Annotated in this window: 21 protein-coding genes; 9 read left to right on the top strand and 12 right to left on the bottom strand. The window is 44.0% G+C overall.

Going from position 1 to position 19,488, the window contains the following annotated elements:
* Window positions 1-63: 63 nt before the first annotated feature.
* From V7R55_RS12735 to V7R55_RS12710, 6 genes are all read right to left on the bottom strand, one after another.
* The gene (locus V7R55_RS12735; protein WP_334059801.1) at window positions 64-249 is read right to left on the bottom strand and encodes a hypothetical protein; all 186 of its coding nucleotides are present in this window, start codon (window positions 247-249) and stop codon (window positions 64-66) included.
* 23 nt (window positions 250-272) lie between these two features.
* Window positions 273-734 carry a hypothetical protein gene (locus V7R55_RS12730; protein WP_334059800.1) on the bottom strand — a complete coding sequence of 154 codons (462 nt, stop codon included), beginning with the start codon at window positions 732-734 and terminating at the stop codon, window positions 273-275.
* Between the two features lie 171 nt (window positions 735-905).
* On the bottom strand, window positions 906-1,493 hold the full coding sequence (locus V7R55_RS12725; RefSeq protein WP_334059799.1) for a YqaA family protein: 588 nt from the start codon (window positions 1,491-1,493) through the stop codon (window positions 906-908).
* Between the two features lie 24 nt (window positions 1,494-1,517).
* Entirely contained in the window at window positions 1,518-2,810 is a 1,293-nt protein-coding gene (locus V7R55_RS12720) for a metal-dependent hydrolase family protein (protein WP_334059798.1), read from the bottom strand.
* 196 nt (window positions 2,811-3,006) lie between these two features.
* Window positions 3,007-3,633: a DUF1285 domain-containing protein gene (locus V7R55_RS12715; protein ID WP_334059797.1), complete on the bottom strand. Its 627-nt coding sequence runs from the start codon at window positions 3,631-3,633 to the stop codon at window positions 3,007-3,009.
* Window positions 3,620-4,474 carry a DUF3014 domain-containing protein gene (locus V7R55_RS12710; RefSeq protein WP_334059796.1) on the bottom strand — a complete coding sequence of 285 codons (855 nt, stop codon included), beginning with the start codon at window positions 4,472-4,474 and terminating at the stop codon, window positions 3,620-3,622. The genes V7R55_RS12715 and V7R55_RS12710 overlap by 14 nt, the downstream gene beginning before the upstream one ends.
* A gap of 384 nt (window positions 4,475-4,858) precedes the next feature.
* Here V7R55_RS12710 and V7R55_RS12705 point away from each other — a divergent pair, with 384 nt between their 5' ends.
* Together V7R55_RS12705 and V7R55_RS12700 are read left to right on the top strand one after the other, a co-directional pair.
* The gene (locus tag V7R55_RS12705; RefSeq protein ID WP_334059795.1) at window positions 4,859-5,251 is read left to right on the top strand and encodes a hypothetical protein; all 393 of its coding nucleotides are present in this window, start codon (window positions 4,859-4,861) and stop codon (window positions 5,249-5,251) included.
* Between the two features lie 96 nt (window positions 5,252-5,347).
* Window positions 5,348-5,656 carry a DUF6482 family protein gene (locus tag V7R55_RS12700; protein WP_334059794.1) on the top strand — a complete coding sequence of 103 codons (309 nt, stop codon included), beginning with the start codon at window positions 5,348-5,350 and terminating at the stop codon, window positions 5,654-5,656.
* A 169-nt stretch (window positions 5,657-5,825) separates the two neighbouring features.
* Here the strand turns inward: V7R55_RS12700 and V7R55_RS12695 are convergent, their stop codons facing one another.
* The 4 genes from V7R55_RS12695 to V7R55_RS12680 all read right to left on the bottom strand — a co-directional run bounded on the left by V7R55_RS12695 (window position 5,826) and on the right by V7R55_RS12680 (window position 11,073).
* Window positions 5,826-7,193, bottom strand: a complete 1,368-nt coding sequence (locus V7R55_RS12695) for an ABC1 kinase family protein (RefSeq protein ID WP_334059793.1) — start codon at window positions 7,191-7,193, stop codon at window positions 5,826-5,828.
* A 224-nt stretch (window positions 7,194-7,417) separates the two neighbouring features.
* Window positions 7,418-7,837 (bottom strand): hypothetical protein, encoded by a 420-nt coding sequence (locus V7R55_RS12690; protein WP_334059792.1) that lies wholly within the window; start codon window positions 7,835-7,837, stop codon window positions 7,418-7,420.
* A gap of 199 nt (window positions 7,838-8,036) precedes the next feature.
* Complete coding sequence (locus V7R55_RS12685; protein WP_334059791.1) at window positions 8,037-8,621, bottom strand: DUF6702 family protein; 585 nt, start codon at window positions 8,619-8,621, stop codon at window positions 8,037-8,039.
* Window positions 8,611-11,073 (bottom strand): M1 family aminopeptidase, encoded by a 2,463-nt coding sequence (locus tag V7R55_RS12680; protein ID WP_334059790.1) that lies wholly within the window; start codon window positions 11,071-11,073, stop codon window positions 8,611-8,613. Before V7R55_RS12680 ends, V7R55_RS12685 begins: the two co-directional genes overlap by 11 nt.
* A gap of 194 nt (window positions 11,074-11,267) precedes the next feature.
* On the opposite strand from V7R55_RS12680, the gene proB reads away from it, so the two are divergent.
* The 4 genes from proB (at window position 11,268) to V7R55_RS12660 (ending at window position 14,832) form a co-directional block, all read left to right on the top strand.
* Window positions 11,268-12,368 carry a glutamate 5-kinase gene (gene proB / locus V7R55_RS12675; RefSeq protein WP_334059789.1) on the top strand — a complete coding sequence of 367 codons (1,101 nt, stop codon included), beginning with the start codon at window positions 11,268-11,270 and terminating at the stop codon, window positions 12,366-12,368.
* Window positions 12,369-12,472: 104 nt separating this feature from the next.
* Window positions 12,473-12,910 carry an acyl-CoA thioesterase gene (locus V7R55_RS12670; protein ID WP_179985066.1) on the top strand — a complete coding sequence of 146 codons (438 nt, stop codon included), beginning with the start codon at window positions 12,473-12,475 and terminating at the stop codon, window positions 12,908-12,910.
* An 11-nt stretch (window positions 12,911-12,921) separates the two neighbouring features.
* A complete protein-coding gene (locus V7R55_RS12665) occupies window positions 12,922-13,920 on the top strand; it encodes a D-2-hydroxyacid dehydrogenase (protein WP_334059788.1) in 999 nt (332 codons plus the stop codon).
* Between the two features lie 9 nt (window positions 13,921-13,929).
* The gene (locus V7R55_RS12660; protein ID WP_334059787.1) at window positions 13,930-14,832 is read left to right on the top strand and encodes a DMT family transporter; all 903 of its coding nucleotides are present in this window, start codon (window positions 13,930-13,932) and stop codon (window positions 14,830-14,832) included.
* Between the two features lie 51 nt (window positions 14,833-14,883).
* On the opposite strand, the gene V7R55_RS12655 is transcribed toward V7R55_RS12660, so the two are convergent.
* Window positions 14,884-15,234 (bottom strand): hypothetical protein, encoded by a 351-nt coding sequence (locus tag V7R55_RS12655; protein ID WP_334059786.1) that lies wholly within the window; start codon window positions 15,232-15,234, stop codon window positions 14,884-14,886.
* Between the two features lie 137 nt (window positions 15,235-15,371).
* Between V7R55_RS12655 and V7R55_RS12650 the strand changes: the two genes are divergently transcribed.
* Together V7R55_RS12650 and V7R55_RS12645 are read left to right on the top strand one after the other, a co-directional pair.
* On the top strand, window positions 15,372-15,878 hold the full coding sequence (locus V7R55_RS12650; RefSeq protein WP_334059785.1) for an RNA polymerase sigma factor: 507 nt from the start codon (window positions 15,372-15,374) through the stop codon (window positions 15,876-15,878).
* The gene (locus tag V7R55_RS12645; protein ID WP_334059784.1) at window positions 15,871-16,491 is read left to right on the top strand and encodes a hypothetical protein; all 621 of its coding nucleotides are present in this window, start codon (window positions 15,871-15,873) and stop codon (window positions 16,489-16,491) included. Before V7R55_RS12650 ends, V7R55_RS12645 begins: the two co-directional genes overlap by 8 nt.
* A gap of 62 nt (window positions 16,492-16,553) precedes the next feature.
* Here V7R55_RS12645 and V7R55_RS12640 read toward each other — a convergent pair whose 3' ends face one another.
* Window positions 16,554-18,710 carry a tetratricopeptide repeat protein gene (locus tag V7R55_RS12640; protein ID WP_334059783.1) on the bottom strand — a complete coding sequence of 719 codons (2,157 nt, stop codon included), beginning with the start codon at window positions 18,708-18,710 and terminating at the stop codon, window positions 16,554-16,556.
* 238 nt (window positions 18,711-18,948) lie between these two features.
* Here V7R55_RS12640 and V7R55_RS12635 point away from each other — a divergent pair, with 238 nt between their 5' ends.
* Window positions 18,949-19,449 (top strand): hypothetical protein, encoded by a 501-nt coding sequence (locus V7R55_RS12635; protein ID WP_334059782.1) that lies wholly within the window; start codon window positions 18,949-18,951, stop codon window positions 19,447-19,449.
* Window positions 19,450-19,488: the final 39 nt, after the last annotated feature.

Raw genomic sequence — 19,488 nt, 5'->3', positions numbered from 1 at the left:
CTATCAAGTTATGTTCCGTTTTGCTCCCGTCTTTATTTTACGCTTACTGGCTAGCGTTTAAGACTAACGTTCTGAACTGTCTGCAGCGGCTTTTAACAGCAAGTTTTGAAGCATACGTTTGCTGTGAGCGCAATTGCAGTGAACGTCTGTCATATGCAGAACTTCACCTTTAAGCATTTTTTGAAGTGCAGAAGCTCTTACATTCAGAGAGACAAAGCCGTCTTCAGTTGGAATTTGTTTTGACATCATCTTTTGCTCCTTCAACTTTCGATTTAATGTAGGGCTGCAGACGCAACCTGCCTGCTAATTTGAGGTTCATAGGTTTGTTCAAGCGTGCACTGAATGGCAGATATAAGTCGGCATGCTGATGGGTTAGTAGCATGTAAAGGCAATATGGCAATTAGCTGCTGTTGGCACTCCTGCAAAATTGCGTGAGACTCTTGTTTTTTGTGCTCTTGAGCAAGTAAAGAAGATAAGTACATGCCCATAGTGCCGAACGCGAGTATATCTTCTTGCACAACGTCGACGCTTTGAGAGGTGATAGGCTGTAGTGCGTTAAGAATGGCCTTCGCGGCCTCAAAGGTTTGATACCCTAACTCTCTGGCATAATCTAACTTACCCTGTTGATGGGCTTTCTGCGTTTGTGCCTGCATTGCTAAGCGATGCTCTCGTGCGCTTGAAGGGTTTAGCTGTAACCACTTTCTGTAAACTGGGCATAAACGTTGGACATTCATATAAGCACCTCCTGTTTTCTATAACATTAGTGCAAATAGGAATCATTATCAAATGTAAAGTTCAAAAAATCTATTAGCGTAATTTGAAATGAAAACCTAAGGGAGAGCTCGCACGGTTTGGTTGATGCTATTTTGATAGTTTTAGCACCCTTAAATCGAAAGGCTCTTCAATTAAGAGAACATATTAGAAAGCCACCACAATAAAACTACCACCAGCGTAATAACGAAGACGGCTTTCATCTTGTAGCGTTTTATAAGTTGCTCGGCTTTGTCACCTGCGTAATACACCACTACCGCAAGGCCAAAGTAGCGAATAGCGCGGGCAATAACCGTGGCTAAAAGAAATAGCGGAAGTGAGTATTGGGTGGCGCCAGCAGCTAACATGGCCACTTGAAAAGGAATAGGCGCAATGCCTAGCGTCATCACAAACCAGAAGCCTTGATTTTGCATTTGTTGTTTAACGCTGTCGAACTGATCTTGACTAAAGAAGGTATCAATAACCCACTGGCCAACAAGGTCGAAAAGGTAATAGCCAAGCGCATAACCAAAAACAGCGCCAATCACACAGCCCACGGTGGCCATTAGTGCAATTTTCCAGAGCGACTCTCGTCTAGCTTGCATTAACGGCACCATAACGGCTTCAAGCGGTATAGGAACAATGGTCGATTCTAAAAATGACGCTAAGGTAATACCCTTTAACATATGTTTGGAATCGATAAGCTTTTTGGTTTTGTGCTTAACCTTTTTACCTAGTGCCATGTAACCTCTACCACTTTTATTATTTTACTGCTTGTAAACTACCCCGTCTTTCATCACAAAAGACACGCTTTCCATCAGCGATATATCGTCAAGCGGGTCGCCTTGAACAGCAACAATATCTGCTAACTTGCCTTGTTCTAACGTACCTAAAATGTCGCTTATGCCCAGTAAATCTGCGCTATTAACGGTAGCACTGAGTAGGACGTCAGCAGGCTTCATTCCCGCTTCGACCATTAAAGAAAATTCCTGTGCATTATCGCCATGGGCCGATACACCACTGTCCGTACCAAAAGCAATTTTTACGCCCGCTTTGTGCGCTTGTTCAAAGGTATTTTGAATTAAGGGGCCGATGGCTGCTGCTTTAGGGCGAACAAGCTCAGGGAAAAAACCATCAATCTTGGCTTTATCTGCTACAAACTTTCCAGCCAATATAGTCGGTACATAGTAGGTGCCGTTTTTCTTCATTAGCTTACGAATTTCATTGTCCATGTAGGTACCGTGCTCAATAGAGTCAACTCCTGCTTCTATTGCGCGTTTCATGCCTTCTTTACCATGGGCGTGCACAGCGACCGTCATACCATAATCTTTTGCTGTATCGACAATTGCCTTTAATTCGTCGGTCATAAACTGAGGATTTTGCCCGCTTTTAGCGACGCTTAGTACGCCGCCAGTTGCGGTAATTTTGATTAGGTCTGCACCATCTTGGTAACGGGCTCGTACTGCCTCGCGGGCTTCCACTTCGCCATTAACAACACCTTGTTTGGGGCCAACGTCTGGTCGAAGTAAGTGAGACATACCATTGCTTGGGTCAGCGTGCCCGCCTGTTGTCGCAATAGACTTACCTACCGTGTAAATACGTGGTCCTGTAGCATAGCCCTTAGCAATGGCATTTCTTAAAGCCACTGTCTCGTTATAGCCATCACCCAAGTTACGTACTGTGGTAAAACCTGCATCTAAGGTTATTTCTGCGTAATTTGCTGCACGTAGTGCATAGTCAGCTTCGTTAAGTGAAAAACGTTCAAGATAAGTTTGCGGCCCGCCGTGTTGCGATGATAAATGAACATGCATATCCATAAGGCCGGGCATAACCGTTGAAGTGCTTAAGTCGATGACAGTGTCACCTTCTTGAGGCTTTGCAAACCCTTCCTTTACCCCTGTTATTTTGTTGCCTTCAATAACAATGGTCATTTGTTCTTGAAGTGATTTTGAGGTACCAGTAAACACTTTTCCCGCGTGTATAAGAGTATCGGCAACCGCAGACAAAGGTGACGAGATTAATGCGCTGGTGATCGCAAGGGTGATCAGAGGCTTTTTCATGATGTAGGTCTTCTTTTGATTGTTTTATAGACTACATCGAATGTAATGCACACAACGAGATAACGCAAAACAAAGTGCTGCTAATGATATTTTAATAGTGATAAATCATGTAATGCTAGGTACAGGTTTAAGGAGCAAAATAGCTGTGTAACACTATTAGCGTAACGATAAGTAGCGTAATAATTAAAAACGCGAATTAGGGTGTTTGAAGTATTTCACCCAACACAAATGTGGCACCACTAGATTGAATTGTAAATCGCGTACTTGAACCTTCAGATGACTCTTCGGCTTGCTCTAACAGCTGATAGTAAGTGTTTTGATGTAGCCTTGCCCAAAGGTTCCTGCGAACGCGGATGTAAGGAATAGGTGTTGCTTCAGGGTCCTGTATCGCTTTTGGTGGAACCCTAAGTTCTAACTGGTCTTCGTGCTCTAAGGGAATAGTGTCGCCTGTTTGCGTGGTAAATATATAGGTGCTGTCGCAAGCCGTTTCACCTTCTTGCCCTACTTCAGTCGCTTTGCCGCTTTCACTTTTTTCTATATGCCACTGAGTGATGAGAAAGGGCGTGTCTTCAACAGTTATCCCTACTTTCTCAACAGGGGTCACTAAGAAGTACTTATCGCCTTCTCGCTTAAGCACGGAAGCAAAAAGCTCAACTAAGCTTGCTCGCCCGATAGGGCTGCCTTCGTAAAACCACCGGCCATCAAGGGATATCGTCAGATTAATATCACCACAAAAATCTGGGTTCCATTGATCAACGGGGGGCAAAGGGCGCGTTTTTGAAGACGTGCCCTTAAGTTGCTGTTGAAATCTAGTTAGATCCACGTTCTTCAACCAAGACTTTTAGTTCGCGTAGTTTTGCTTTAATACGACGCATATTGTCTGGTCCGGTACGCAGTAGCTGCTTCTGTGGCTCGTTGAGGTTCTCCAAACGATCGTCTGCGTACTTATAGGCGACAGAGTCTGTATATACTTCAACAGGAACCGGTACTTCTGGCGTATTAAGCAGTTGATCGATGGCGTCTAGAAGTACGCTGTTAAAGTCTTTGTCTGGATCACCGATTTCTGCAAATTTCGCTTGGATATCGTCTTTATATATACCGTAAATATTAAGCAGTGCATCGTTATCAAACGACTCAAGCATATTTACATAGGGCGTATATCGTTTATAACTTGCAGCATCAATCCACTGTTTTCCTGCTTGAGAATAAACGCGAAAGTTTTGTTCGGGCGGAGTAAGTAGTTGATGGTTTGGTGCCATCTCATCGTTCGCCAGATTAGTTACAGAGACAACAAAGCGTTGAATAAGCCCTTCATTAACCAGCATGCGATTTACGATTTCTTCGTCTGCAGATGAACTCTCAATTAATGAGGCTTTGACTGCAGGGTCGCTTGTATCCAGTGGTTCTGGTTCAACAGGCTCTGGCAATGGTTCAACGTCGTCTTTTTCTTCAAGTTCAACAGTTGGTGCAGGCTGCGTGGGTTCAAAAACCTCCGGTTCATTCGGCGCTGTGACTTCAGGTTCAGTCATCTCAGGCTCGGGTGTAATGACTGGCTCAGGCTCTTCTTCGCTTGGCCAAAAAACTACAGCCAGAATAACGATAAGAAGAATGCCGACAATAATAAAATGTGGGCCCAACGATTTCTTTTCTGACGATTCGCTCATAATGACTCCGCTACAAAAATATCCTTTCGGTAATACTACCAGAGATAACACCCAAAATTAGAAAATCAATCAAGAGAAATGTTCCCTCAAAATCTAATTTCCTTATTTTGAACAGATTTTAACGTTGAAAAGACACTTTCCGATTTGTTTTCCTCCAAAAATTAGTGGGAATTCCTCATTTTCTAGACTTTCCAAGTCGCCATACAATGTAAATGTGAGAGTGATTTTTAAAACAATTGGTTAACATTTGGGGTTTTGTGTACTAATGTGTTGATTAATCATTAAAAAGAAAATGCTAGAGCACTGCTATTTACAGTAATCAACTAACATTTTGAGTCCTCAAATCCCAGCGTTATCTAAATATACCCTTGTAGGATAGTAAGCGTGAGTAAATTCAGAACATATCACCCAAAGTTACACCGAGCTGTTAAGCGGTACACTGCAATACAATATATTATTGCAGTAGGAGTAATGCTTTTCCTATTTTTAAATATGCATAGCCTATCGATGGAGCATCAACTTATTGCTGTGGTAACTGTGGTCGTTATGGGCATTCAAAATGGCTTTATTCTATCGAGAGCAAAAGTTGCACTTGCCGTAGAAGGGCCTCGATTACTGGCATTTCCACTCCTATGGATTGCAACAGGAATGGGGTTGGCTGCTCTGGTGTATACCGTTTCTTCTATTGTTTCGTTGTTGGTTTTAGTCAATGCAGTTCGACATAAAAATCACCGTCCTCCACTTCATCTTGTAAATGAACCTGAAAACCTCGCATAGCGTATAACAGTCATTACTTCACCCAGCCTATATTTGACGCAAATACTACCAAGCAGGGTGAGCGTAATGCGCACGTTGATTTCATGAGGTAGAAAAATGCATAAGTTTTATTTTCGGGATATTGAAGAGTCACCGACGGTTATCGATTACTTAGAAGTTCAGTCTTATGAAATGAACGTGTATTTAGTTTATCTCACTATTGATAACCAAAGCGGCATGCTTTACGACAACACAGACAAGCCTATGCGCTTTTTTAGTGCCGGGCACATACGTGAAGCATTTGCCCATTGTCACGTCCAGCAGGCTGTAATGAAGCACGATACACCGTACGATGAGATGATAGGCAACCCGCCGAAAAGTAAAGAGCAGATGGCCCTACCGTTTAGTATGGAACTGCCTTACTAAACGCAATCTATCTCTATATTACCAGTTCAGTGCCATGAGAAGTGCCATGAGAGGTGCAAGAATAAGGCGAAGGCATTCAGCTGAGTCTTCGCCCCTTAGCGATAGTTTCACTCTCAAGCTAATTGCATAAAGCGCGGTAGGATTCACTGTAAGATGGAACTAAACCTTGTTAAGAGGAAAGCCAGTCGCCTGCCGCCTTGCGCATATCCACTTTGGCTCGCAGCCGCTTAGCCAACAAAAATAGTCCACCGAGCTTTCTATGTATAAAGAGAGCGTCGACTGGCGGCGTGTGCCAAAAATTGTGTTTCATTGTAAGCGCCATTCCTTTTTCGTGAAGCCTTGCAATTAAATCGCTTTTCCCAAAGTCATAAGCACCCTCAAAGCGAATAGCTTCGCAAGCTTCCATACCTATATCTATGACTACATCAACTTGCATCTGAGAATGACTATCATCAATAAGCCCAATATTGTATGCGGCTTGTCGCATTAATACTTTATCGTGGTCTGCGGCGCTCTTGAGTAAAGTTTGGTATTGTTGAGATATATTTTCAGGCACTTCGCGAGTAGCGCCAAAATCTAACAGCACAATTTCTTTGGTATCGGTTTTGAACTGATAGTTAGCTAAGTTAGGGTCGCTTTGAAGTAGTTTAAAGTGAAAAATTTCATTGAAAAACAAAGTCATTAACGCCGTCATCACGGCATCACGGATTTCTTGAGGTTCATCACTTAGCGCGTCCAAATCTTGCGCCTCAATAAAGTCCATGGCTAGCACCGTACTTGTGGTAAGCGGTGCATAGGTCTCTGGAATAACAAATGCCCTTTGCTCTTCACATCGGATATCAGTAGCTCCAACAAAGCTACGATAGCGATTGAGCATATCGGCTTCTCGTTCGTAATCCGCTTCTTGGTGAAGCTGCGCTTTGGCCTCCTGCAATAGCGGGCCTATATCTAGTGATTTTGGCACCAGGCCAGTAAGCTTTATAAGCGTTGCTACGTTATCCACATCGCTATCAATACTTTTTTTCACGCCTGGGTACTGTACTTTTACCGCTAACATTTTGCCGTCCATAGTAATAACTTTGTGAACTTGGCCTATAGAGGCTGCGGCAACGGGGGCAAAAGAAAAATACAGTAAGTTATCCTGCCACTGCTCTCCCCACGCTTGGTTAAGTGTAGATATGAGCTGATCCTTTGGCATAGGGTCAGCGTCATCTCGCAACCGTCCTAAAATAGCAGCGAGTTCTTCGGGTAAAAAATCTCCCGCATCCATAGAAATGAGTTGCCCGAGTTTCATCGCTGCGCCACGCATGCTGGCAAGCTGATCAGCGACATTTGAAATGTTCTTTGGTGTTAAAAGCAGTGAAGACAGAACCGGCTTCTCACCTTTTAGTAGCTGGCCAGCGCCTTGGGAAACCACATTGCCTGCAATTCTCCCAGCTAACGAGCCTAAGCGACCTATACGAGATATGCGAGACGACGGCACTGCTTTACTCGAACGGATTGGCGATTTAGGGGATTTATTTGGCTTCTCTGCCATAGTTTCACTCTGTTTTATTAAAGACGGATGGAGGCACGAATTTGTATCGCTTAAAGCATAACTAAAAAAGTACTCTGACCCTTTATACATTTAAGTGAGGTGACTGGATCGGGTATATAGCTATAAGCTACTTAAAGTTGAAGCGAAGTGGTTTACAGCAAGACAGAGATTTAGAAGTAAGGTGTAGCACTGCATAAGAATGCGGCCCATACAGTGCTAATTACTTAAATGAGCTGTGAAATAAATTGAAGCACTAGGCCAATAACGCTTCCATAAGCAAACCCAGCCCAGCTGCTTGCAGCTCTGTAACGCCAAAGCGCAGCTCCAAAGAATCCGCACCATAGCATTGCAGAATAAGTCGATATAATTCCCCCGCCCATGCCGGTATCGGGCAGAAACAGCATAACGATAAATGTTAGTGCCATGGCGCCGCTTAACAGCACCCACATGATGTTCTTCTTATCAGCGAACGCATTGCTGGTTTTATCACTTGATAAGTTAGTATCTAGCGTAAGTTCTGCATTTGCCTCTTGCTCAGCGCGCTCTGCTGCTTTGGCTGTACGCATTTTTCTTGCGCGACGCTCGCTTCTTGATTGGTTTTTATTGACCTGTGAAGGCGACGGTGCAGCAGCGCTATTAGTCATGATATACCTCATTAACCAAGTGTCAGTAACGTATTTGTCTACTGATAAGGTAGAGCATACCTTAAGCTATGACTATAAGACTTCGGTCTCACGCTACGTATTTTTAGAGCACCCTCAAATACAAAAAAGCCCACCGGCTTTTCATAGTCATTCAACAATGAAAGCCGGTGGGCTTTTATTAACTTTAAACTGCCAAATACTAATAGTGGTCGCTATGTTGACCCTTAAAACTCACTTCAAGTAGGTTTACACTATCAGCAAAGGTGAGGGTTTTGATATCGCCCTTGCCTTCTACATTTAGCGTATTTACTTGCTTCGGCCATAGGTCGCGTAATGCATCGTGGCGAATTTTAATGCCTTTTAGCACAGGCGGTTCAGCAGTTTCCTGATAAACCCAAAAGTGCTTACCTTCAACTTCAAAGCCCACATCAGCAAGTTTTAACGATTCGCCTGCCGCATTTAAAATCGCAAAGTGATGGGCTACGTAATCAGCAAATTGTTGCTGCGTTTTAACGTCATCCATAATATCTGCATGCTTATCGAACAAGGCTTTAACCGCGTGCTCAGCATCATGCAAATTAAAGCGGTGCATTACTTCGATATTTTCTGTTCTAGGGTTGAACAGTACCGTTGTTATAGCTGCTTTTATTTGATGCGCTTGGGCAATTGTGCTGAACGACATCGCGCTAACAAATAGCACAGCCGCAATAGCCAACCCACCAACGCTTGCAAGCAGAGCATGAGAGCTCTGCAGCAAGCGGGCTAAAGACAACTTATTCGTCATCTTTGTCCTCGTCGTCAGTTTTTAGCTCGGTCTTTGAATCGTGCATAAGGTCGCGGTACTCGTAAGTGTTACGCGGCTTATTCTTATACGCTTCAATGCGAGAAGGAATGATACGGCGTGGGTAGTGGTTATTCTCCACGTCTACGTCCGCAGTTTCCCAATGCGGGTCAACCGTTACGCTTACCAACTCTTTGTCTTTGTCAGTCACAATAAGCTTACTTACGGCTTTTGGTGTACGACGCCAGATTTCCGCCGGAATGCGCATTTCTTCTTTCGTACCGTCTTCAAAGGCTAGTTCAAGAATGATTGGCATTACCAAACCACCTTTATTACTAAAGTCTAGCACGTAGTAGTTCTTGTCTTCTTTTACCGCACGTTCAAAGGCTTTACGTTCCCAAGGCTCAAGCTTATCAAGGAACTTCTTGTACTTGTTACGCTCTTTGTTAGTTACGGTATAGCGGTCGTTTTCATCATAGAAATCGCTGATATCTTCAAAGCGGTCTACCCACAGCTTCCTACCTTCTTCTTTATTGCGAATATCGGTAAGTGACTTAGGCTTTTCCATTTCCGCTTCGCGCTCACGAGCAAAGTCGATATCTGGATCTTCAGTGTCTAAACGCAGCTTGTGTACGCTGTCTAGGCTGATATCTACGTGGTCTGTGGTATAAAACCAACCGCGCCAGAACCAATCTAGATCTACACCCGACGCCTCTTCCATAGTGCGGAAGAAATCAGATGGAGTTGGACGTTTAAACATCCAGCGCTGCGCGTACTCTTTAAACGCGAAGTCAAACAGCTCACGTCCAAGAATCGTCTCGCGAAGAATGTTCAGCGCTACTGCTGGTTTGGTGTAAGCATTTGGACCAAGGCGAAGTACGGAATCAGACTGCGTCATAATTGGCACTTGAGTCTGAGACTTCATGTAACCTGTGATATCGCGCGGCTCTACACCCCATGGAATTGTTGGATCCCATTCACGACCAGCTACGCCATCTAGGAAGCTGTTAAGGCCCTCATCCATCCACGTCCACTGACGCTCATCAGAGTTTACCGTCATAGGGAAATAGATATGCCCTACCTCGTGGATAACAACACCAATTAGGAAGCGCTTTTCAGCAAGCGAGTAAGTACGAGAACCGTTATCACGAAGTTCTGTACGCGGGCCGTTAAAGGTGATCATGGGGTATTCCATGCCGCCAACTGGACCATTGACTGATTGCGCTACTGGGTATGGGTAATCGAAGCTAAAACGGCTGTATACATCCATAGTGTGGATGATTGATTCTGTTGAATACTTCTGCCAAAGCTCACCACCTTCTTTGGGGTAGAAAGACATGGCCATTACAAGTGGCTGAGTGTCACCACCTTGTTGGTAGCCACGTGCATCCCACGCAAACTTACGTGACGAAGCCCAAGCGAAATCACGTACGTTATCCGCTTTAAAGGTCCAGGTTTTAAGCTTAGAGGTACCTTCTTTTTCGTTTTCAATAGCTTCTTCAGGAGAAACGATGAATACGATACGGTCAGCTTTTTCCGCTTTTTTCAGTCGATCCCGTTGTGTTTTGGTAAGCACGTCTTTCGGGTTTTGAAGCACACCTGTTGACGATACGATATGGTCAGCAGGAACCGTGATATCTACTTCGTAGTTACCGAATTCCAGAGTGAATTCACCACGGCCAATGAACTCTTTGTTAGTCCATGCTTCGTAATCGGTGTAAGCCGCCAAACGAGGGAACCACTGAGCTAGTAAGAAGATATCGTTGCCGCCTTCGCGCTCGTCATCTGGGAAGTGCTCGTAACCCGCACGAGCTGAAACTGCATCTTCTTCAACAATGTTAAAGGCAAAGTCGATATCAAAGGTTACTTTGCTGCCCGGCTTTAATGGCTTAGCCAGGTCAACACGCATTAGGGTGCCGACAATGGTGTGGCGTAAGTCGTTGCCTGCATTGTCTTCAACGCGAGAAATGGTGTAACCCAGTTCATTGTCTTCAACAAACTGCTGGCGACGCAGTGCGCCCATGCTTAATTTGGCGGGGGTATTACCATTTGCCGCCTGTGTACCCGGCCCACGGTTACCAATGCCACCGAAAGTGGTAGTAAGCGCAGACATTGAGTCATCACGAAACTTGTTTTGATCTAGCTGAACCCAAAGATATTTGAGTGTATCGGGCGAGTTGTTGTAATACGTAATCTCTTCGCTTGCTTCAATACGGCGCTTGTCTTCTAGTAGCTTTACGTCGATATCGTAATCTACTTGTTGTTGCCAGTACTGATGACCAGGCTCACCAGCGGCGTTGCGGTAAACATTGGGAGTAGGAAGTACTTCGTCTAGCTGACGGAATTTATCTTCAAAGTCGCCTTTTGTTTGTTTTATAGCGGCGGTACTAGGAAGAGAAATCAGCATAGACAACACTGGCGCTAGCCAGAAAAAGTGTCGTTTTGCGGTGCTCATGCGGGTTCCTTGCAACTTGTAAGTTAGAATTGTTATAAGATAACACTCTCTAGTATATAAGTATGGCAGGCACAATCCAATTTTTTGACCGTAAACTAACCATGTTTTAACGCAAAAAAACTGTAACAGAACGTTTTGTTTCACGCTTTAACTGTCGTATTCTTAAACTCTTTATTTCTTCGTTTCTTCCCAATATGAACCGTTTTTCCTGGCAACGCGCCGTTATTAAAGTTGGCAGTGCCCTCATTGCACCTGAAGGCAACGAATGCAGCGGGCGCTACCTACTGTCTCTTGCTCGATTTATTACCGCAAGCCGAGAGGCTGGCAAAGAAGTGATTTTAGTTTCATCTGGCAGTGTCGCTGCCGGTAGAAGTAAAGTCAAAATTCGCCACAACGCCTCTATTGCAGAGAAGCAGGCCATGGCTGCAATTGGCCAGAACTTGATGATGGCCAACTGGCAGCGTTTTTTTGACTTCCCCTGCGCTCAGGTATTGCTAACCGCGGATGACTTACGCAATAGAACGCGTTACGTAAATATCAAAAACACCTTGCGTGAAATTCTAAATCATAATGCGCTACCTATCGTGAATGAAAACGATACGGTCGCCGTTAATGAACTTAAAGTGGGTGATAACGATAATTTGGGCGCTTACACGGCATTAGTGGCGCAGGCCGACACCTTAATTATTTGCTCTGATATTGACGGTTTATTTACTGCTGACCCTAGAAAAGATGATTCTGCGACCCTTATTTCGCAGGTGGATAAAATAGACCATACCATATACGGACTAGCGGGGGGCGCAGGTACTGTCGTAGGCACAGGTGGTATGCGTACAAAAATTGAAGCGGCGGATAAGTGCACTAGTAGTGGTATCCAAACCCTTATTGTTAACGGGCGAAAAGGTGAAACCTTCGATGCTTTACTTGAAGGCAAGGTGCCGGGCACCTTGTTTACTGCTAGCAGCACACCGGCTAGCGCCCGAAGGCTTTGGCTTAGTCACACTCTTAAAACTGCTGGCAGAATAGAGGTAGATAGCGGAGCTAAAGAGGCGCTAGTAAGCAAAGGTGCGTCGCTATTACCCACTGGTATTTTAAACGTGACCGGTTCATTTGAACAAGGGGATGCCGTTGAAGTGATGTGCGATAAAGAAATTATCGCTAAAGGTCTTTGCTTGTATAACGCAAAAGACTTAACCCTAATAAAAGGGAAAAAGTCGAAAGAAATCGCCAGTGTGTTAGGTTATGAAACAAGCGATGTTGCCGTTCACCGCGACGATATGGTGCTTTATTCATAGCACTATCATTGAAATACGATATAGCGCTTAGGCGCTATATGTGTTCACTGTTTGTGTTGATAGGGCAACAACACTCATCTAAATCTATATGCCAAGGATTGATCATGACTGATATTACACCAACACTTGCCGATTACCCTTATAACGTCACTATTGCCACCCGCTGGCAAGACAATGATGCATACGGTCATATCAACAATGTTGTGTATTACGGTTTCTTTGATAGCGCGGTAAACCGCTTTTTGATTGAAAAAGGCAATTTAGATATACACAACGGGCAAACCGTTGCGTATGTGGTAAGTAGTCAATGCCAGTACGTGGCTCCTGCGGCATACCCCGAAGACATTTTTGTAGGACTACGGGTAATTAAAATTGGCCGAAGTTCAGTGACCTATGGATTGTCTGTGTATGCGGGCGAAAATAAGCGACGCGTGGCGCATGGTCAATTTGTGCATGTATTTGTAGATAGGAAGACCGACAAGGCTATTCCCATTCCTGTAAACGTAAAAGCGGCGTTAGAATCAATCGTAGAAGTAATGTAGGCCTATCGACAATGACAAAACGCAATACTTCGAACGGTAAACTTGAAGATAACCAAACACAATCGTCGCGCAATGGGCCAAAAAAGCGAGTTGTCTTTTTAGACGCTGAAACCATGGATTTACCGAGCCTTGATACTTCTGTACTCGATAGTCTTAATGCCGACGTCGCGCTTTATCAGCAGACTCTTGCTGAAGAGGTTGGTGAACGTATTCGAGCAGCCGATGCGGTTTTAGTGAATAAAGTTGTGCTAAACGCCGAAGATTTACAGCAGGCAGAACAGCTTAAGTATATCGGTGTAACGGCCACTGGTATAAACAATATCGATCGTGATTATTGTAAGCAAGCGGGTATTACCGTTCAAAATGTAGAAGGCTACGGCACTGATAGTGTGGCGCAGCACGCGTTAACCTTAACGCTTAATTTGGCTACTAACTTTGTGGCGTATCAGCGTGATATGGATAAACAGGCATGGTCCGCTTCTTCCCATTTTTGCTTGCTTAATCACCCAGTGATCGAGCTTGCAGGTAAACACGCGGTAATTGTGGGGCATGGCGAACTTGGTAAGCGTGTAGAAGCATTGTTCAAAGCGATGGGGATGAAAGTGAGTATTGCTGCTCGCCCCGGTAAACAAGACGACCCCCGCCCCAGCTTTGCGTCCCTTTTACCTTATGCCGATGTGATAAGTCTTCACTGCCCGCTTACTGAAGACACCGAAAAGCTTATTAACGCAGATACACTTTCATTGATGCAGTCAACGGCTTTTCTTATTAATACCGCTCGCGGCGGATTGATTGATGAGGAGGCGCTTTACCATGCGCTTAAACACAGCAAAATTGGTGGAGCAGGCTTAGACGTGCTGAGCGAAGAACCACCGCCTGTGGACCACATATTACTAAAAGAGCCGTTACCTAATTTACTGGTAACGCCGCATAATGCATGGATTGGTAACGGAGCCAGGCAAAAACTGCTCGATAAAGCCCTTGCTCACTTAACAGAGTTTCTGGGTTAAAAGGCGACTATGAATAACGCGACCTTATTTGCTCTGTGCTGCCTAATTTGGGGTTCAACCTGGATAGCCATTACCTATCAAATCGGACACACATCAGAAACGTTTGCCATAGCGCTTCGCTACTTCTTGGCGTCGGCGTGTTTGGGGGCATACTGTGTTATTAAACGTTTACCGCTAAAACTTCCTCTGCACGTTCACGTAAAAATGGCGGCAGTAGGACTCTTCTTATACAGCTTAAACTACACGCTTTTGTATATTGCCCAAGCGCATATCATAAGTGCGCTGCTGGCACTAATGAGCTCATGCATTATTTACATCAACGTTGTACTTCGCCGATGGTGGCTAAAAGAGCCCATAAGAAAAGAAGTAGTGGTTGGGGCCACCTTTGGCTTAGTAGGTATTGTGTGTTTGTTTGTGCCTGAGTTTTCAAAAGTAACCATGGACGCGGCTCTAGCCACCGGACTTGCCATCGCATTTGTCAGCTTTTTCTGTGCGTCAACGGGCAACGTTATTTCCGAGCGTATTTTGACTTCGGGTACACCTGTTATTCAAATGAATTTTTATGCTATGAGCTACGCCATGGCGCTGCTTTTCATAACCTCGCTGGCTATGCCTAGTGAATTAAAAATACCTACCCACATTGAGTTTTATTTATCACTTGTTTATTTAGCTATTTTTGGTTCTGTGTTTGCGTTTGGCGCCTACATGAAGCTCTTAAAACAGATGGGCGCTGACAAGGCTGCCTACGTTGTGCTGGTATACCCCATGGTTGCACTGGTTATTTCAACGTTTTTTGAAGGCTATACCTGGAGCGTGTTATCCGTACTAGGCGTAGTGATTGTGCTGGTGGGTAACGCTATTGCAATGGGAAAAGTGCCCCGCTTTATGCGTCGCCCACCCGTATCTAGCTAGTGCCTGTTGAACTTTACTACACATTAATTCAACGTCCCCTGATAAGCGCGTTTACTTAAGGGCGTTGATTTTTTTGTTTAGCTCGTAAGCAGGCTCAGTGACAATGGTTTCAAGGGTTTCAATGCGTGCCATCAGAGATTCAATTTGCGCATCTTTTTCCGCTAAACGCTTCTGCTGTTTGTCAGTAACGGCTTTTACAAAAGGGTTACTACACTCGCCATTCATCCAGTCGTTCAATCGCCACTGAAATTTTGCGTCTAGGTAGCTTGCCAAAAGCGCAAGCGACGTGATGCTGCCAATTAACAAAACTAAACTTAACGTAGACATAATGTTTTCCTCATTTAAGGTCGAAGCATTTAAAGAAATGCCTTCATCTCTCATTTCGGCATGTTCTAATTTCATTTCTATTATCAGTAGTCGGGCGTTGTTTAAAAAAATTACAGCGGTGATGAAAAAAGTTTGTAATAAAAACTGGCATGGGCAGACTGATAGAAATAACACAATAAAAAACAACAGTTTTTGCGATTAGGGATGTGACCTTGGGGCAGGGTTTTGACGATGTTTTCGCGCAATATGGCGCTCTACTTGGCCGTGTAGCCAACAGCTATGAAGCAAACGAGGCAATGCAACAAGAGTTATTGCAAGAGATTGCTATTGCCGTTTGGCAGGGACTGTCTCGGTTTAAGGGAGACAGCAGTGTGAAAACTTATATTTTGAAAATTGCTCACAACCGGGCTGTGACACACGTTGCCGGCCAAGTTAAACGCATCGATACGCACCAATACGACCAAGAAGGTATGGGCTCAGATGGGTTTGTCGGTACTACACAGTCACCCGAGGAAGTGTCTAGTCAACACCAGTCTTTAGAACGCCTGTTGCGCGCTGTCAGAGCGTTACCACTACAGCCAAGGCAGGTGCTTACCCTTTCTCTTGAAGGCTTGAGTTACGACGAAATAGCAGACGTATGTGGTCTGACAAAAAACCATGTTGGTGTGATATTAAAACGCGCCAAGCAAAGTATCATGCAGGAGCAACCGCATGCATAATTCAGATAAAGAAAATCATAAGATTCAAATTGACGTTGCAGAGCTCGATCGAGACGATGCCTTGTCTGCACTCTGGCAGGCTCAATCTGTTACGGCTATCAATTTAACGGAAGTAAAAGAAAATCTTCGCAGTGAACGAACAAAGCAGCGCTGGTATATGGTGATAGACTCGCTAGCATTTATTCCAGCGATTTATTTGCTTATTACTAGTTGGGATAAATTTACGTTTGTCGCCCACGCAATGTTTATATTCATGCTTGTTACTGCCCTTCCCTTGCTTGTTTATCAGCTATGGTTAAGAAGGGTGGCTGCTTTTTCAAAAGATACGCAAACCGTTGATCATCTCATTCAGTTGACTAAACAAATTAAAAATAACGTAAAGATTGCTTTTATCACTAAGCACTCAACGTGGACTGCAGTGCTTTTTGGGTATGCTTTTTTGTTGGAACGTTATTTTTTCGGTGACCCTACGCCAGAGAAAATCACTAAGATGGCGATAGTCATGACATTACTTAGTATTGGAATGTTGATTTGGTATGTATGGGCACACAAAAGGCAAAAGCGCTTTGAATGTCAACTCGAAATACTAGAGACTATGGTGCAGCATCGTTAGGAATACATAGAGTAACAAGTACGATGTGTTTATAGGTATAATCAATCAATTGGTGCAATTCATCAGTCATCATATGGAGCTGAATTTATGCTTCGCTCAGTTTGTGCAATGAATGCATTTGGCAATTGTTCTTCTAATGCTTGAATCTGCGCGACCAGGGTCTCATTTTTTGGCAAATTAAATTTGGCAGCTAACTTTACTAGGGCTTTGGCACGCTTAAGGTTGTGTACGTTGATAAAGAAAGACTGCTCGCCATCCACATTAACTGGGCCCAGAAGTAATTCTTTCTTCAAAAGCTCTTGAGCCCCTGATAGTTGTGACTCCTGCGTTGTTAGGCTTACCAGCATGTGCGTAAGACTGAATAATGGGTTATCAAGTAACGTCAATTGTGAGAGCAACCTTTGGACAATATCCGTATTGTGTCTTTGCTCTGCAAATCGTGTGAATCCATTGAAAAACCTTGCATCGTCGGTATCTCCATAGAGGCTGGCAGTGTGCTTCAACCAACGATTGGCTAATTCTTTTTGGTTTGCCTCAAAATATAGTATCCCCAACCACGCGCTGTTGATCGCCGAATCAGGATCCAATTCAAGACAGGTCTCCATACTCGCAATCGCGTTATTTGTTTTTCCCTGAACCTGAAATATTTTAGCTCGCCAAACCCACGCCCATGTGTACTCGGCATCCACTGAGATTGCGGTGTCTAGTGCTGCCAAAGCAGCTTCATAATCACCCTTCCAGTAATGAATAATAGCGAGGTTTACGTTTATCCAAGGAGATAACGGATCCAATTTTAACGCCTGCTCGGCATAATTAAGCGCTCCTGAAAAGTCATTTTTTGCTAGCGCCATCTCACTGAATAAATACAATGCTGTGGTATGTTGACGTTGCTGTGTTAATACCAAGTTCAGCGACTGCTCTGCCAGTTCAAATTCGCCTGTCGTGGTTGCCAGAATAGCACGTGCTAGATGGGCGTTAATTTCGTTTGGATCGAGTGTCAATGCCTGATCAATGGAGGCTATAGCCTTTTCGGTGGCCAGATCTTTATCCATGTATACGTCGTGATAATCATGTCTGGCGTAAATATAAGCCAGACGCCCGTGGGCAGCAGCAAACATTGGATCCCGTTCAATGGCATCTAAAAAAGCGTCTTCCGCAAGATAAAACCATTGGCTGGTTTTGCCATGCATCAGCCAGTAAAGTCCTTTAAGGTAGTGTTGGTACGCAACAACATCCTGTCTGGCTGCGATATTGGAAGTGTTATCGTTTTGGCGATTGTCACTATCAGGGACCAATAACTGACGAATTTTATCAGCGATATCTTCCTGAATATCATACAACTGGGACATTGAATTTTCGTATCTGGATGACCAGATAGTTCTCTCCGATTCTGCGTCAATCAGCCTGACGACAATGAGATATTGATCACCGGACTCACGGACACTCCCCTCCAACAAAAATTGAGTATTTAACAGTCGCGCAATTTCTTCCAGTTGTTTATTTTGCCTAGCATATATATAGGTGGCGTATCGCGACTTCACATTCAACATTGATGTATTTGCCAGCGTACCTGCAATTTCTTCAAGAATGCCATCTGCAAGGTAACCCGCTTGTTTGTCTCCAGTGAGGTTTTTCAGGGGTAAAAGCGCCAGTGAAATACTGGTTGGTTCAGCAAGCGATGATTTTAGATTTGAGGTGTCTTTTTCAGTACCTAAAAAAAGCATTAAATAAACTACAATAACGCTGCCTACTAGCGCAAAGAAGGAGCCTACCGCGAGCGTTTTTCGGTGTCTTAATGCAAAAATTGATTTATCTTCAACCCTTTCTTCCTGCGCATTTTTACTGCTGGGAAGCGCTGTAGCTTTGGGATCTTCCTGAGCATCAGGTTGCCATTGAACCGTTGATTTTAGGCGATATCCTTTTTTGGGAATGGTTTGAATCAGTTGCTTAGCTTTATTGTCGCCAAAAGCGGTACGTAATTTAGAAATGGTACGGGTGAGGGCATCTTCTACAACAACGCGATCACCCCAAACCTCTTGCATCAGTTGCTCGCGACTTACTGTCTCACCTGCATGACAAGCCAAAACGTAGAGAACATGCATCGCTTTTGGTTCGATATGCAAACACTGCTGTTCTACGGATATTGTGTTATCACCCATATCGACCAGGTAGTGATCAATCTGGAAGTATCCTGTCGTGACCGAAGGTGTTTCCGTCAACTGCATCGCTCCTTTGGCATTAAATTGCGCTCAAACCATAAATTTTAGGGACTTTATCGGTTTTTCATCAGAAAAAAGTCAGGTTTTTGTAGGTGTTTGGTCAGGTAATTTTGTAGTAACGACTCAATACTGCGAGTGAGGCATTTGATACTACACATTCCATTTACAACCTTTACAGCGATGCTAGTTGGAAATGGGCCACAACACAACAACCCCTATCAAAATCGGAGACGGTACTATGTTAGTTACATTAAAGACGGTACAAAAAAATAACCTTGTTCGAAGCTTTTGTCTTTTAGCCAGCATTGTGTTGATACCTGTTAACGCTATCGCATCTACAGACCTGCTGAGCCTGCGGTTGAAAACCAGTATTCAGGAAGTGAATGGGGTACGGGAAATAGAAGCAGGTAATTATCAGACGGGCATCCGCAAAACTGAAGCTCATTTAAATAAGTTGAAAGTCATGTCGTTGCGAGCCCCATATTTAAATAACTTGTGTGTCGCCTACATTGCTCAAGAAAACTTTGACAAAGCACCTAGTGTTTGTGATGAATCCGTAAAAGCTAATAGGGAAAGTGCCATTGCTTTGAATAATCGAGCAGTATTACATTACCTACAGGGCAATATGTTAGCTAGCCGAGCCGATATGACAAAAGCGGTTGAAACTGCAAGTCAAAATCGAGTGGTCAATCACAATCAGCAAATCATTGGTATTAACGATTTGATGGCAAAGAATTAATCGCAGGCTGTGAAGGAATGAAACTCATGGAAGAGTATC

Origin of the sequence: Alteromonas sp. S005, from assembly GCF_036864475.1 — a bacterium.
In the GTDB taxonomy this organism is placed as follows: Bacteria; Pseudomonadota; Gammaproteobacteria; order Enterobacterales; family Alteromonadaceae; genus Alteromonas.
This window is presented reverse-complemented; position numbering and strand designations above follow the sequence as displayed.